This is a genomic window from Flavobacterium sp. Root901, assembly GCF_001429765.1.
Taxonomy (GTDB): domain Bacteria; phylum Bacteroidota; class Bacteroidia; order Flavobacteriales; family Flavobacteriaceae; genus Flavobacterium.
Window position 1 is genome coordinate 556,623 of record NZ_LMJB01000005.1, and the last position, 12,646, is coordinate 569,268.

General features: G+C 33.2%; 13 protein-coding genes and 2 tRNA genes. 8 read left to right on the plus strand and 7 right to left on the minus strand.

Annotated elements, in window-relative coordinates:
- Positions 1-135 precede the first annotated feature (135 nt).
- Together ASE21_RS06095 and ASE21_RS06100 are read right to left on the minus strand one after the other, a co-directional pair.
- Complete coding sequence (locus tag ASE21_RS06095; protein ID WP_057122349.1) at positions 136-1,176, minus strand: Gfo/Idh/MocA family oxidoreductase; 1,041 nt, start codon at positions 1,174-1,176, stop codon at positions 136-138.
- A gap of 132 nt (positions 1,177-1,308) precedes the next feature.
- Positions 1,309-2,379 carry an NADH:flavin oxidoreductase/NADH oxidase gene (locus ASE21_RS06100; RefSeq protein WP_057121698.1) on the minus strand — a complete coding sequence of 357 codons (1,071 nt, stop codon included), beginning with the start codon at positions 2,377-2,379 and terminating at the stop codon, positions 1,309-1,311.
- Between the two features lie 198 nt (positions 2,380-2,577).
- On the opposite strand from ASE21_RS06100, the gene rseP reads away from it, so the two are divergent.
- The 4 genes from rseP to ASE21_RS06120 all read left to right on the plus strand — a co-directional run bounded on the left by rseP (position 2,578) and on the right by ASE21_RS06120 (position 4,777).
- Positions 2,578-3,918, plus strand: coding sequence for an RIP metalloprotease RseP (gene rseP / locus ASE21_RS06105; protein ID WP_057121699.1), 1,341 nt, complete (start codon positions 2,578-2,580; stop codon positions 3,916-3,918).
- A gap of 86 nt (positions 3,919-4,004) precedes the next feature.
- Positions 4,005-4,078: transfer RNA gene (locus ASE21_RS06110), tRNA-Asn, on the plus strand.
- A gap of 38 nt (positions 4,079-4,116) precedes the next feature.
- A tRNA-Asn gene (locus ASE21_RS06115) sits at positions 4,117-4,190 on the plus strand.
- 260 nt (positions 4,191-4,450) lie between these two features.
- Positions 4,451-4,777 carry a DUF4870 domain-containing protein gene (locus ASE21_RS06120; protein ID WP_057121700.1) on the plus strand — a complete coding sequence of 109 codons (327 nt, stop codon included), beginning with the start codon at positions 4,451-4,453 and terminating at the stop codon, positions 4,775-4,777.
- Positions 4,778-4,855: 78 nt separating this feature from the next.
- Here ASE21_RS06120 and ASE21_RS06125 read toward each other — a convergent pair whose 3' ends face one another.
- On the minus strand, positions 4,856-5,530 hold the full coding sequence (locus tag ASE21_RS06125; protein ID WP_057121701.1) for a hypothetical protein: 675 nt from the start codon (positions 5,528-5,530) through the stop codon (positions 4,856-4,858).
- A 287-nt stretch (positions 5,531-5,817) separates the two neighbouring features.
- Here ASE21_RS06125 and ASE21_RS06130 point away from each other — a divergent pair, with 287 nt between their 5' ends.
- Together ASE21_RS06130 and ASE21_RS06135 are read left to right on the plus strand one after the other, a co-directional pair.
- Positions 5,818-6,207, plus strand: a complete 390-nt coding sequence (locus ASE21_RS06130; RefSeq protein WP_057121702.1) for a helix-turn-helix domain-containing protein — start codon at positions 5,818-5,820, stop codon at positions 6,205-6,207.
- A gap of 184 nt (positions 6,208-6,391) precedes the next feature.
- A complete protein-coding gene (locus ASE21_RS06135) occupies positions 6,392-7,078 on the plus strand; it encodes an NgoBV family restriction endonuclease (RefSeq protein WP_057121703.1) in 687 nt (228 codons plus the stop codon).
- Here the strand turns inward: ASE21_RS06135 and dcm are convergent.
- The 4 genes from dcm to ASE21_RS06155 all read right to left on the minus strand — a co-directional run bounded on the left by dcm (position 7,039) and on the right by ASE21_RS06155 (position 10,585).
- Positions 7,039-8,418, minus strand: a complete 1,380-nt coding sequence (gene dcm, locus ASE21_RS06140) for a DNA (cytosine-5-)-methyltransferase (RefSeq protein WP_206779247.1) — start codon at positions 8,416-8,418, stop codon at positions 7,039-7,041. The two genes, ASE21_RS06135 and dcm, sit on opposite strands and share 40 nt — an antisense overlap.
- The gene (locus tag ASE21_RS06145; protein ID WP_057121704.1) at positions 8,393-8,677 is read right to left on the minus strand and encodes a DUF6471 domain-containing protein; all 285 of its coding nucleotides are present in this window, start codon (positions 8,675-8,677) and stop codon (positions 8,393-8,395) included. The genes dcm and ASE21_RS06145 overlap by 26 nt, the downstream gene beginning before the upstream one ends.
- A gap of 73 nt (positions 8,678-8,750) precedes the next feature.
- A complete protein-coding gene (locus ASE21_RS06150) occupies positions 8,751-9,224 on the minus strand; it encodes a very short patch repair endonuclease (protein WP_057121705.1) in 474 nt (157 codons plus the stop codon).
- Positions 9,225-9,388: 164 nt separating this feature from the next.
- Positions 9,389-10,585, minus strand: coding sequence for an aminopeptidase C (locus ASE21_RS06155; protein ID WP_057121706.1), 1,197 nt, complete (start codon positions 10,583-10,585; stop codon positions 9,389-9,391).
- A gap of 243 nt (positions 10,586-10,828) precedes the next feature.
- Here ASE21_RS06155 and ASE21_RS06160 point away from each other — a divergent pair, with 243 nt between their 5' ends.
- Together ASE21_RS06160 and ASE21_RS06165 are read left to right on the plus strand one after the other, a co-directional pair.
- Entirely contained in the window at positions 10,829-11,626 is a 798-nt protein-coding gene (locus ASE21_RS06160; protein ID WP_057121707.1) for an AraC family transcriptional regulator, read from the plus strand.
- 72 nt (positions 11,627-11,698) lie between these two features.
- Complete coding sequence (locus ASE21_RS06165; RefSeq protein WP_057121708.1) at positions 11,699-12,562, plus strand: CPBP family intramembrane glutamic endopeptidase; 864 nt, start codon at positions 11,699-11,701, stop codon at positions 12,560-12,562.
- The last annotated feature ends 84 nt before the right edge of the window (positions 12,563-12,646 follow it).

The window sequence follows — 12,646 nt, forward strand, 5'->3', positions numbered from 1 at the left end:
ATGATATTTTTTGTTTTGCGCACAAAAAAGACGCACTGCTGTGCGTCTCTAAAATCGTTCTTTATATAATTTAACTCAAATTATAAATCAAAGCAATATAAACCCGTTTAATTAGTTTAATCCGCGGGATGTAATTTATAAGTTAATTACAGTTCGTTGTGCATTACTTGCAATTGCAGCTTCTATAATCTGCATTACTTTTACGCCGTCCTGAGCGGTGACCGGTTCTGGAGTTCTGTTTGTAATAGAATTAAAAACACCGTCAAAAAACGAAAAATAATTTCCTTTGAGTGTCGGTACTTTTTCGCGAATTACTTTTCCGTCCACTTCCGTATGCAAAATACCTTGCAAATCTTCAGGTTCTGTTCCCCAGGATTCTAAATTTGGTTTTTTTCCAATTTTTAATTCATCTTCCTGAACGTCTCCGCGGGGTTTTAAAAACGAACCTTTTTTTCCGTGAATCGTATAAGCCGGATTGGCTTCTCTCACAAAAAAACCTGCTTTTAAACGTACTCTTAAATCATCATAAATTAAAGACAAGTCGAACCAGTCGTCGACTAAAGAATTTTCCCTTGTAATTCTGATATCACCGAAAACCGATTTTGGAGAACCAAATAAACTAATAGCCTGATCGATAATATGCGGACCCAGATCTTTTAAAACTCCTGCTCCGTCGTTTGCCGTTTCTTTGTGCGCTTTTGGACTTAATAATGGATTGTATCTGTCAAAATGAAATTCGGCTTCGACTAAATCTCCTAAAACGCCGTCATTGATTATTTTCTGAATGGTTTTAAAATCACTGTCCCATCTTCTGTTTTGAAAAACGGCTAATTTTAATCCTTTTTCTTTAGCAATTTCAGCCAGTTCTTCGGCTTCGGATACAGTTGTCGTAAAGGCTTTTTCGACTACTGCATGTTTTCCGGCCAAAAGCACTTTTTTGGCGTATTCATAATGCGTTCCAACCGGCGTATTTACGATTACAAGGTCAACATCATCTGCTAATAAATCTTCTATCGAAGCATAACTTTTAACGTATGGATAATCTTCCTGAATCAATTTTTTGCTTCTTTCCCAGGAACCTAACAATTCAAATCCGGGATGAATATCTAAAAAAGGCGCGTGAAAAACTTTCCCCGACATTCCGTATGATAATAGTGCTGTTTTTATTTTTTGCATTTTGTATGTTTTTTTGCCACAGATTAATTGATTTACACAGCTTCTTGTTTTTGCCACGAATTACACAAATTATCACAAATCGGTATGCATATTTTAATTAGCGAAAATTAGTGGAATTCGTGGCAAAAAAAATTAATTCTTAGCTCTTTCGTATTGTTTTGGCCATTGAATATCATCGTTTAATTCTTTGGCAAAATCCAAAGCTAAATTAGGATTTCTTAATGATTCTCTGGCGAATAAAATTAAATCGGCCTGACCGTTTTTCAAAATTTCTTCGGCTTGTCCGGCTTCGGTAATTAAACCAACGGCACCTGTTAAGATGCTGGCTTCTTTCTTTATTTTTTCTGCAAACGGAACCTGATAACCCGGGCCCAATATTATTTTTTGATGCGAAACCAATCCTCCGGATGAAACATCAATTAAATCGACTCCTTTTTCTTTTAATATTGCAGACAGCTTTACAGATTCTTCCGGATTCCATCCATTTTCTGCCCAGTCTGTTGCTGAAATCCTGACAAATAACGGAAGATCTTTTGGCCATTCCTGCTGTACGGCTTCGAGAATTTCGATTGTAAAACGAATTCGGTTTTCAAAACTTCCTCCATATTCATCTGTTCTTATGTTTGTTAAAGGCGATAAAAACTGATGCAGCAAATAACCATGCGCCGCATGAATTTCAAGCACTTTATATCCTGCCTGAACAGCTCTTTTTGTCGCGGTTTTAAAATCCGAGATCACTTTTTGGATTCCGTTTTGATCTAAAGCTTCGGGAAGAAATGGTTCGTCATCGTGATACGGAACCGCACTTGCCGAAAACGTCTGCCATCCGCCCTGAGCAAAATCTAATTTTTTATTTCCATCCCATGGAGCAGAAACGCTTGCTTTTCTTCCGGCATGCGCCAGCTGGATTCCGGGAACGGAGTTTTGGGAAACAATAAATGCGTTGATTTGTTTTAGTTTTTCGATATGTTCGTCTTTCCAGATTCCGAGATCAGAAGGCGAAATTCTCGCTTCCGGAGAAACCGCTGTAGCTTCCTGAATAATCAGTCCGGCGCCTCCGCTTGCGCGGCTTCCCAAGTGAACCAAATGCCAGTCGTTTGCAAATCCGTCAAGGGCAGAATACTGACACATTGGCGAAATAGCAATTCTGTTTTTCAGGGTAATATTTTTTAATGTGAAGGGGGAAAATAATTGTGAAGCCATAATTGTAACTTTTAATAAATTTGCGCTACCAATTAAAATGGACAGCTTATAAAAAGTAAAGTTACAGTATCTTGTTAAAACGAGAAATTGAAATGTTTATTAATTAACAAACATTTAAAACCTTATGTATTATATTGCGCTCTCAAATTAAAATAGAAACGCTACTTTTGTGCGTTAAATACGAACTAAAAATATAAAATGGATATAGTTATCAAACTCTCTCAATTTCTATTGAGTTTATCTTTACTTATTATTCTTCACGAATTAGGGCATTTTATCCCTGCAAAATTGTTTAAAACGAGAGTTGAAAAATTTTACTTATTTTTTGATGTTAAATATTCGCTGTTAAAAAAGAAAATTGGCGAAACAGAATACGGAATTGGATGGCTGCCGCTTGGAGGTTATGTAAAAATCTCAGGAATGATCGACGAAAGTATGGACAAGGAACAAATGGCTCTTCCGCCTCAGCCTTGGGAATTTCGTTCTAAACCGGCCTGGCAGCGTTTAATCATTATGCTTGGCGGTGTGACAGTAAACTTTATTCTGGCTTTTCTTATCTATATAGGAATGGCATTTGCTTATGGCGATACTTATGTGGCTAATGCCGATTTAAAAGACGGGGTTTTTATTGAAAATCCTGCAATGCTTAAAGCTGGTTTTAGAACCGGAGATAAAATTATTTCGATTGACGGAAAAAAAGTAGAAAATTTTGACAGCGACATGAATATGAATGTCATCATGTCTAAACATGTTTTGATTGAAAGAGACGGAAAACAACAAACTATTACTATTCCGAATGATTTTGTTGACCAGTTATCTAAATATGAAAAAGGTTTGCTGATTGGCATCAGAATGCCTTTTGTGGTAGGTAAAATTGCTGAGGACTCAGAAAACACTTCTTTGAAACCAAAAGACATTATTGTAAGCCTGAATGGTCAAAAGATTAAATATTTTGATGAAGCAAAAACTATTTTAGAAGCAAACAAAGGAAAAACAATTCCAGCTGTTGTACTACGAGATTTAAAAGAAACTCCTGTTACGGTTAAGGTTTCTAAACTAGGAAAATTAGGTATTGGTGTCGGAGGTTTAGCTATAGAGTCATTAGAGAAATTAGGCTACTATAAAGTGAGTACTAAAGAGTACAGTTTCTTTGAATCTATTCCGGTTGGAATTCAAAAAGGAAAAGATCAGCTGGTAGGTTATGGAAAACAATTGAAGATGATTTTTAATCCTGAAACTAAAGCTTACAAACAAGTGGGTGGTTTTGCAGCCATTTATAACATTTTTCCAAGTTTTTGGAGTTGGGAAACGTTCTGGTCAATTACTGCTTTATTGTCAATTATGCTTGGAGTTATGAATTTATTGCCAATTCCGGCTCTTGACGGCGGACATGTGATGTTTTTATTGTATGAAATTATCAGTGGCAAAAAACCAAGCGATAAATTCCTTGAAAATGCCCAAATGGTTGGCTTCGTACTACTTATAGCGCTGCTTTTGTTCGCAAACGGGAACGACATTTATAAGGCAATTGTCAAGTAGAAAAATATTTTTTGAAAAAGAGTTAAAATATTTTTGAGAAACTAAAAAATCAATTATATTTGCACTCGCTAAAAAGAGCAACAACTTCCTCCTTAGCTCAGTTGGTTAGAGCATCTGACTGTTAATCAGAGGGTCCTTGGTTCGAGCCCAAGAGGGGGAGCAACTTTTTTTAGCAAACATATTTACCTTTAAGGTGATTCCTCCTTAGCTCAGTTGGTTAGAGCATCTGACTGTTAATCAGAGGGTCCTTGGTTCGAGCCCAAGAGGGGGAGCTTATTAAATACCACTTACAAACTGTAAGTGGTATTTTTTTTGACCGTTAATCAAAGAACTAAATATTTTCAATTAACTTTTACGTTTTAGGCTAATTCAGCTCTGAATGATAATAAACAACTGATAATCAATATTATTCGTTCTTCAGAATTAAAAATAAAAAGTCTTATAGTAATATATTTTAAACTTATTGTTCCTGTTTAAAAAAGCTAGTGTTAATATTTTTGCACAAAATTTTACACATATAAAATATAACAAAATGAATAACAAAACATTAGCTATCGTTTCTTACATAACCATAATTGGATGGTTAGTATCTTTCTTTTCTTCTAATTCTCCAAGAGATCCACTTGTTAAGTATCACCAAAAGCAATCTTTTGGATTATATGCAATCGTAATTGTATACAATGTAATTATTCAGATTATTGCAAGAATTATTCCTTCATTAGTATTCATTTTCAGCTTAGTGAGTTTAGTTTTCCTGGTTTTTATTATCATTGGTGCAATTAACGCAAGTAAAGAAAAAGAAACTCCGCTTCCTTTAATTGGAAAACTTTTCGAAAACAAATTTGGTTTCATTAACTAAATATTTGTTCTGAGAGAACAGCAAACAAAAAGAGACCATCAAATGATGGTCTTTTTTTGTTTTAAAAATTATCTTGTTTTATTCATTCAGGTTTTTGCTGTCGAATAATCTCATCATTTCTCCGGCCTTTTCTGTTTCGTTTATTGCTTTTAGCGATTGGGAATATCTGAAATAATAAATGGTTTCTAAATTTTCATTGAGGGCAATCAACTCCGAATAATATTTTACTGCTTCTTTAAAATTACTTTCAAAATAATATTTGTCACCCACTTTTTTCAGCATCTCTGCAGATTTATACCCTTTGTCCAAAACATTGGCGTATGTATCCAAAATATAAACTTTTACAAACCTTTCACTGTAGGCCGGAGCGGTAACTTCAACTTCTACAGGTTGAATTGCCTGAAAACTGGCATCAGCCATAGCTTTTGAAGCCAAAATTGTACCAGAGGTTTTTACTTTTTTCTTTTTGTATACCGGAGTTACCGTTCTTGTATTATTTGGACCAAGATCGTTTGTATAAACCATATCCAATTTTGAAACTTCGTATTTTGTAATTCTTTTGCTAAAAGGCATATTGATGACTTCTTCAACCAAATACGATTCTATAACTCGATCTTCTTCCGGACGGCTTTCAAATTTATAAGGCGGCCTCAAACTTTCTGCGTTTGCTGCCATATAATTTGTGTTTTGGGCAAAACAGCTTAATGAAAACAAACCTGCAATTGCTGCAAAATGTAGTAAATGTATTTTCATAAATAATTTAATTAAAGTTATTACTCCAATTAAAACACAACATAAAGTTACTGATTTTCTTTTAGTTAGCTTAAATTTTAACTTTAATGTCTTCAGAAAAACTACCAACTGCACAATTCGCATTTTGTTTTATTATTTCTGTTTTATAATTAATTTTTTAATTATTCAATGTGCGAAAAATTGTATTTTTGTAATGTCCCAACATAATACAAATTGTATTGTACAATTTGTAAACTGTAATTTACAACCTGAATAATTTTTCACGAATTTTTAAATATCTTTGAGCTATGAGCACATTTACAAAACCAAATCATATAGGGCGAAAAATAAGCCGTATTCGTGAACTTCGTGATATGAAACAAGAAGCATTGGCGCAGGCTTTAGGAACGAGCCAGCAAACTGTTTCGGCTATTGAAAACAGCGAAACAATCGATGATGAAAAACTTCAGGCAATTGCTGAAATATTAGGTGTTTCTGCTGAAGGGATTAAGAATTTTTCTGAAGAAGCAGTTTTAAATATTATTGGTAATACATTAAGCGACGGAAGTATTATTACTGGAAATGCATACAATTGCAATTTCAATCCTCTTGATAAAGTTGTGGAACTTTATGAGCGTTTGGTTCAGGCTGAGAAGGATAAGGTTGAGTATTTGGAGAATTTGATGAAGGGGAAGTAGGATTTCTTTTGAGTAAATATATTGTTTATGATAAAAAGAAGTTCTTGTAGAAAAGAACTTCTTTTATTTTATAGATATTCTCAAGATTAAGTAGATTATAAATCCTACTTAAACAACTCAATTCATATAAAACTTAAACTATTATAGAAAAATATTTATATTTGAAATAAAATTAATAAACAAAATGAAATTAACCCCGCAAGAATTATACACAAAGCTTGTAGATGAGGATAAAATAATCGGAGAAAAAGCCGAAATAAATTTCTCTTTAAAAAATTTAATAATATCAATCGAAAGCAGGGACACAGTTGGGAATTTATTGCAAGAGTGGTTAAAAGCATGGATGATGAAAGAAAAGATTGAATTTGAAGAAAACACAAATTCTCAAATTTTCCCTGATTTTTATTTAGACACGCACAATAAAAAAATAGATTTATTAGAAGTAAAAACATTTGATTATCAAAATGGCCCCGGTTTTGATTTAGCTAATTTTGATTCATATTGTAACTCTTTATTAGTAAACGCATATCGTATCGATTCAGATTATCTAATCTTTGCATATGAAATGAATGGTAGCGTTATAACAATAAAAAATGTTTGGCTAAAAAAAATATGGGAACTTTCAGGACCAAGTGGCCCTTACCCAATAAAAGTCCAGGAAAAGAAGCATATAATTTACAATATCAGACCTTCGGTTTGGTATTCCGAAAGAGCAAGATTTAAACCGTTTTCTACAAAAGAAGAATTCTTATCTGCACTCAATGAAACTAGATATCAATATCCACCTACAAGACACGTCAATGGACATTGGCTACAAAATGTTCTTAAAAATTATGAAGAACACACTGGGATCTCTTTAGATGTAAAATGAGATTCCTTAAATTCTAAATAGTTTTTAGCAACTTGATAACCAACAAATTCTACAACAGGAATAGCGACTGTATTTCCTAGCAAATCAAAAGCATCATATTCTTTTGTTGGAATAACATACCACTCTGGATAACCAAATAATCTCAAACCTTCTCTAACAGTTAATTTTCTTAAGCCATTACCATCAGGAACAGCCAAACGCGAAACATCTGTTGCAACTAATGTTGGTGCAATATCGTTAGGATCTAAAATTTTATTAATTTCAAAACTTAATTTACCTGTAACAATATTATATCCTTTTGATTTACTTGTATCATAGGTTCTGTAAGTTTTTACTCCATCCTCTGTAAGTTCCTTAACTAATTTTTTTGGATATTCAAATTTCAAATATCCTTTTTTGGTAAGGTCTTCTAACATTTCATAAAGTTCCTTTTCCTCATATTCTACAAAAGTTTTTATTTGTTGCAAAGTTAAAGCCATTCCATCCATCCAATCTATACCAATTTCTTGTGCCCATTGTTTTTTTCTTCTCTCCTTAAACAATTTATTAAGTAAGAAACACTGCTTGTCTGACACTTCGCCTTTTAAACCAATATCCCAACTATGAATATTATTATCACCACCCCTTTTATCTTTAATAGATTTCCCATGTAAATCCTTTAACTCAAAATGCGAGAATATTTTAGTAACAAAATCTGATTCAATTGTTTTTAACCCTTTTTCCAAAATACTTTTTAGAGGATTAAAAACTGGATCATTCCCATTTAAATTGACTTCACCCTTCTTAGTACCAACAATAAATATTCTTTTACGTGATTGCGGTAGTCCAAATTCTACTGAGTCAAATACTTTCCATGCAACATTATAACCTAATTCATTCTCCAATTTATACAAAATTGTAGATAGTGTTCGACCTATTTTATCATTTTTATTTTCAATGTCATGTTTAACCAATCCTTCTACATTTTCTAAAATAAATCCGTAAGGTTTTTTATCTCTCAATATTCTTTCTATCTCAAAAAATAATGTACCTCTTGTATCAAGAAAACCTTGTCTCCTTCCCCCAGAACTAAAGGGTTGGCAAGGAAATCCACCTAACAGAAAATCAAAGTCTGGTATTTCCTCATTTTTTACTTGGAAAATATCCCCAACAAAAAAATCGTGCTCAAAATTTTGTTTTAAAGTTTTAACTGCATAAGGTTTTATCTCTGATGTCATTACACATTCTGTATTAAACCCTAAAGTACTAAATGCACTTTCAAAACCAAGTCTTATTCCTCCAAGACCCGCAAAAAGATCTATAAATTTTACAGTATTATTTCTCATTGGTAGTTTTTTCATATATAGTTTCTGGTTCAGCTACTAGCAAATAATTTGTTTGATAATCTTCTATTGTAATCTTATTACATCCAATAACAGACAAACATTGTAAAAAAAAAGAAGCACTAAAACTTCCTCTACTTATTTTACTGTCAATACTTGCTTTTGTTTCTTCAATACCTTTTCTATTTAATAACAGAGCTAAATCACTATTTGTAATTCCTCTTTTTATTAATTCGGATTTAAGAAGCCGTTTAGCCTTATTGTTCCAATTTTCCATATATAAGAATTATATTGCGAAAATAGACAAATATTGTCATATATGCAAATACAAAAATCATCCCAATAGAAGTTTAATTTCCTAATTCATCAATATATCTCTGTATTTCATTGACACACAAATCCATATCTTTTTTAATAGAATGTTCCCAGAATCGAAAAATTTTATATCCTAAAGTACGAATCTTAAAATCATTTTCAATATCTCTTTCCATATTCCTTTCAATTTTTGGAATCCAAAAATCACGATTTGTTTTAATTTTCAACTTTTTCTCATGCCAATTATATCCGTGCCAAAATTCACCATCAACAAAAATCACAATTTTAAACTTCTCTAATACTATATCAGGATTTCCAGGCAATCGTTTATTATGTAATCTATAGCGAAATCCTAAACTCCACAGTTTTTTCCTTAATTTTATTTCTGGCTTTGTATTTTTTGATTTAATTTTAGACATTAACCTACTCCGTTCTGGAGTTGTATAAAATCCATTCTCTTCTTTAAATCTAGGAACTTGAATCTTTATTTTTTTATCTTCCTTTTCCATGATATTATATTATAGATAAGATCTCTAAATTGGGAATTATTCTTTTTTTTAAATTACATCTTTTAAAAAAAACTATTACATAATTATATCCATTTCAACAAAAAAAGCGCCGCAATCCAAAAGGATCACAGCGCTTTCTCTATTTTATAAAAAACCTTAAATTCTTAAACCCCTAACTTTTTAGCAATTTCAGCAGGAAGTCCGCCTTTGTTTACCATTAAGGCAGTTGTTTTATATTTTACGAAATTTTTGGTTACAAACAAGAAACCTTTGTAGTCGTTTGTTTCTCCCCATGAATTTTTTACGATATAATATTCTTTTCCGGTTTGATCTTTTGCAAGACCAATAATGTGCATTCCGTGGTCGTCTGTTGTTGCGTAATTGTCAAACGCAGCCTGACGCATTTCCGGCGTAATTTCCGGTTCCGCTTTTGGTCCGTTAAACATGTCTGCTTTTTCTTCGGCTGTCATGTCGTCGAATTTCTTTGTTGGTACATACGCAACACCGTTTTTCCAGCTAAAGCTTTTTTCGCTCACGTCTGTTGCCCAGGCAACTGTGTATCCTTTTTTCAGCGCATTGTCGATAATATCTGTCATGTCGTTTACTTTTACGTTGTAAACCTGATCCAGAGACCAGTTATCCGGCACGGCCAAAACTGTTTTTTGGTAATAAGGTGCCGTTGTAAACGAAGACATTTCTACATATTCGTCCGGATTAATTCCTACCACTTCTTTAGCAAAAGACTGCGGCGTGTAGTTTTTTCCTTTGTAATTGAAGTTGTCCGGCACTTTTCCTAAATAAGAATCGATGACGGCCGCATACGCTTTTTGCCAGTTTGGTGTTAACTCCCCGTTTGGATTTTTAACCACTGCCGACAAAACACCTTCGATAAGAGCAGACATTTCTGCAAATTTATTTTTGTCTGTTCCGTAGTTTAGTCCTGTATAAACTTCTCTCGGAACGGTTCCGTATTTTTTGTACATATTAATTACGTCGTGCAGTGAACCTCCGTCACCTAAAGTGATGGCACCGTGCATACGAACATAATTTACACCTTTGTCAACATACACATTTCTGGCAGAAAATACCTGAGAAAGCTCAACAGGCTGTTTTCCTAAACGAATCATTTCTGACTCTAAAAATGAGTTGGAAGCATAACTCCAGCAAGTTCCTGATGAACCCTGGTTTTTAATCGATGTTGTTCCTAAGTTAACCACTTCAGTGAATTTAAAAGCTTCTTTGCTTTTATCACTTGCATTTAACTTTAGTGAATTTACCAAAATGTCCTGCGCAAAACAGCCGCTTATACCCACTAGAAAAGCAGATGCCGCAAAAACTGATTTCATCGTATTTTTATACATAATCAAAAGATTTAAATAGTTGCCTTATTAGTAGCCCTTATTATATTTTTGTTACAAAACAATTAAATAATCGGTAAAAAAGCTATTATTTAACAGTTAATGTTTATACAATGTTTTTATTAATCCTCAAAACCTTACAAATTGCATAAAAACATTATCTGTTGAGAATCAAATCTTTTTTAATTTTATATGCAAATAAATAGTATTTTGGTTCTTGAAATGCCACAACATTAAGCCTTAAAAATGTACGAACTCGAAAAAGAGAAATACCTCGGTAACATAAAAAATATTTTTACGACTTCAAACGGAATTGCGGTTGTCGAAACGGAGTATCAAAATAAAGTTTACGAAGGCTGGCACTCTCACAACAACGCACACATTACACTTTTCCTGAAAGGCGGGACTACTGAAAAAAGAAAGAATTTCAGCGAAACGGTTGGCCCCGGCTCGTTATTATTTTATCACAGTGATGAACTGCATTTAAACCAGAATACACTTTTTCCTTCCCGAAATATTAATGTAGAAGTGGAAGAAAATCTGCTGAAAGACCTTCAAATGTCTGAAGCTGTGTTAGAAAAATCAATTCAAAATTCGGCATTAACCAAATTTATTATTCTAAAGATTTTTAAAGAAACGCTGACAGCCGATGCTTTCTCTGCCGATACCATTACGATGCTTTTTTCGCAGATGGCAAATGCACAAAATCATTTGGAACGCTTTGAAAAAAGTCCGTTTTGGGTCAAAAGTTTACAGGAATTACTAAATGACTGCTGGAACGAAAACCCAAATCTGCAGGATCTGGCAAAGGTTTTACAACTAAATCCTATTACAATCTCGAAACATTTTCCTAAATATTTTGGCTGTACGCTAGGAGAATACATGCGCCGGATTAAAATAAACCGTTCGCTTTCGCTGATACAATCCAAAGAAAGTAATTTAACCGAAATTGCCCTCGAATGCGGATTTTCAGATCAAAGTCATTTTATCAGAACTTTTAAAAATCAAACAGGATTTCTGCCAAAACAATTTCAAAAATTATAAGAGGCAAATTTCATTCTATTTTTTGTTTTCAGCGCCATTTACTTTTGCTTCAAATATTAAAACCCAGCCAAAATGGAAACTTTAACTACAAAACAAAAAATATTCAATTTTCCCTTAACCAAAATAATTTTAGGATTAATCGTCTGTCTTTTACTTATCAATGCAGGACAGGCTATTGCCGGAAAAGCATTGCTGCAGACTTCTCTCGATAAAGATTATAGAAATCTTATAAAAGGAATAATTGTCAGCGCTCTGGCTTTGACCAGTTATATTGTTTTCTTTAAATATTATGAAAAAAGAGCCATAACGGAATTTTCATTAAACGGACTTGCCAAAAATTTAATCATCGGAATTTTAATTGGCGTTGTTTTGCAGTCGCTGACTATTTTGGTTATTTATTTCAATGGAGGTTATGCTGTTGCTGCTGTAAATCCTTTTTCGTTTATTATTATTCCGCTTACAATTGCTTTTACTGCCGCGATTATTGAAGAGATTTTAGTGCGCGGAATCCTTTTTAGGATTATGGAAGAAAAACTTGGAAGTTATATTTCTTTATTCATTTCGGCTCTGATTTTTGGCGCTTTGCATTTGGCAAATGACAACAGTACATTGCTTTCTGCTTTGTGTATTGCTATTGAAGCCGGATTGCTGTTAGGTGCAGCTTATATTTACACCAGAAATTTATGGTTTCCGATTGCGATACATTTTGCATGGAATTTTATGCAGTCCGGAATTTTTGGAGCCATTACATCCGGAAATGCAAAAACAAATAGTTTACTGGTTTCGAAAATTCAGGGTTCTGAATTTATTACTGGAGGAGAGTTTGGTCCTGAAGGTTCTATACAAGCGGTTATATTTTGCTCTGCAGCAGCCATTTTATTATTGGCCTTGAGCCAAAAAGAAAATAAAATTATTAAACCCTATTGGAAGAAATAGTTTTTGCAGCTAATTGCACGAATTATCACAAATTATATTTGAATTCCCGATTATTGCTTCTCGGGAATTTATTTTTTACAATCA

What these genes read in the sequence shown, in the direction of transcription:
- ASE21_RS06095 (WP_057122349.1), bottom strand. Translation starts at nt 1,176, where the DNA reads ATGCAAAAAATAAAAACAGCACTATTATCATACGGAATGTCGGGGAAA.
- ASE21_RS06100 (WP_057121698.1), bottom strand. Translation starts at nt 2,379, where the DNA reads ATGGCTTCACAATTATTTTCCCCCTTCACATTAAAAAATATTACCCTG.
- rseP (WP_057121699.1), top strand. Translation starts at nt 2,578, where the DNA reads ATGGATATAGTTATCAAACTCTCTCAATTTCTATTGAGTTTATCTTTA.
- ASE21_RS06120 (WP_057121700.1), top strand. Translation starts at nt 4,451, where the DNA reads ATGAATAACAAAACATTAGCTATCGTTTCTTACATAACCATAATTGGA.
- ASE21_RS06125 (WP_057121701.1), bottom strand. Translation starts at nt 5,530, where the DNA reads ATGAAAATACATTTACTACATTTTGCAGCAATTGCAGGTTTGTTTTCA.
- ASE21_RS06130 (WP_057121702.1), top strand. Translation starts at nt 5,818, where the DNA reads ATGAGCACATTTACAAAACCAAATCATATAGGGCGAAAAATAAGCCGT.
- ASE21_RS06135 (WP_057121703.1), top strand. Translation starts at nt 6,392, where the DNA reads ATGAAATTAACCCCGCAAGAATTATACACAAAGCTTGTAGATGAGGAT.
- dcm (WP_206779247.1), bottom strand. Translation starts at nt 8,418, where the DNA reads ATGAAAAAACTACCAATGAGAAATAATACTGTAAAATTTATAGATCTT.
- ASE21_RS06145 (WP_057121704.1), bottom strand. Translation starts at nt 8,677, where the DNA reads ATGGAAAATTGGAACAATAAGGCTAAACGGCTTCTTAAATCCGAATTA.
- ASE21_RS06150 (WP_057121705.1), bottom strand. Translation starts at nt 9,224, where the DNA reads ATGGAAAAGGAAGATAAAAAAATAAAGATTCAAGTTCCTAGATTTAAA.
- ASE21_RS06155 (WP_057121706.1), bottom strand. Translation starts at nt 10,585, where the DNA reads ATGTATAAAAATACGATGAAATCAGTTTTTGCGGCATCTGCTTTTCTA.
- ASE21_RS06160 (WP_057121707.1), top strand. Translation starts at nt 10,829, where the DNA reads ATGTACGAACTCGAAAAAGAGAAATACCTCGGTAACATAAAAAATATT.
- ASE21_RS06165 (WP_057121708.1), top strand. Translation starts at nt 11,699, where the DNA reads ATGGAAACTTTAACTACAAAACAAAAAATATTCAATTTTCCCTTAACC.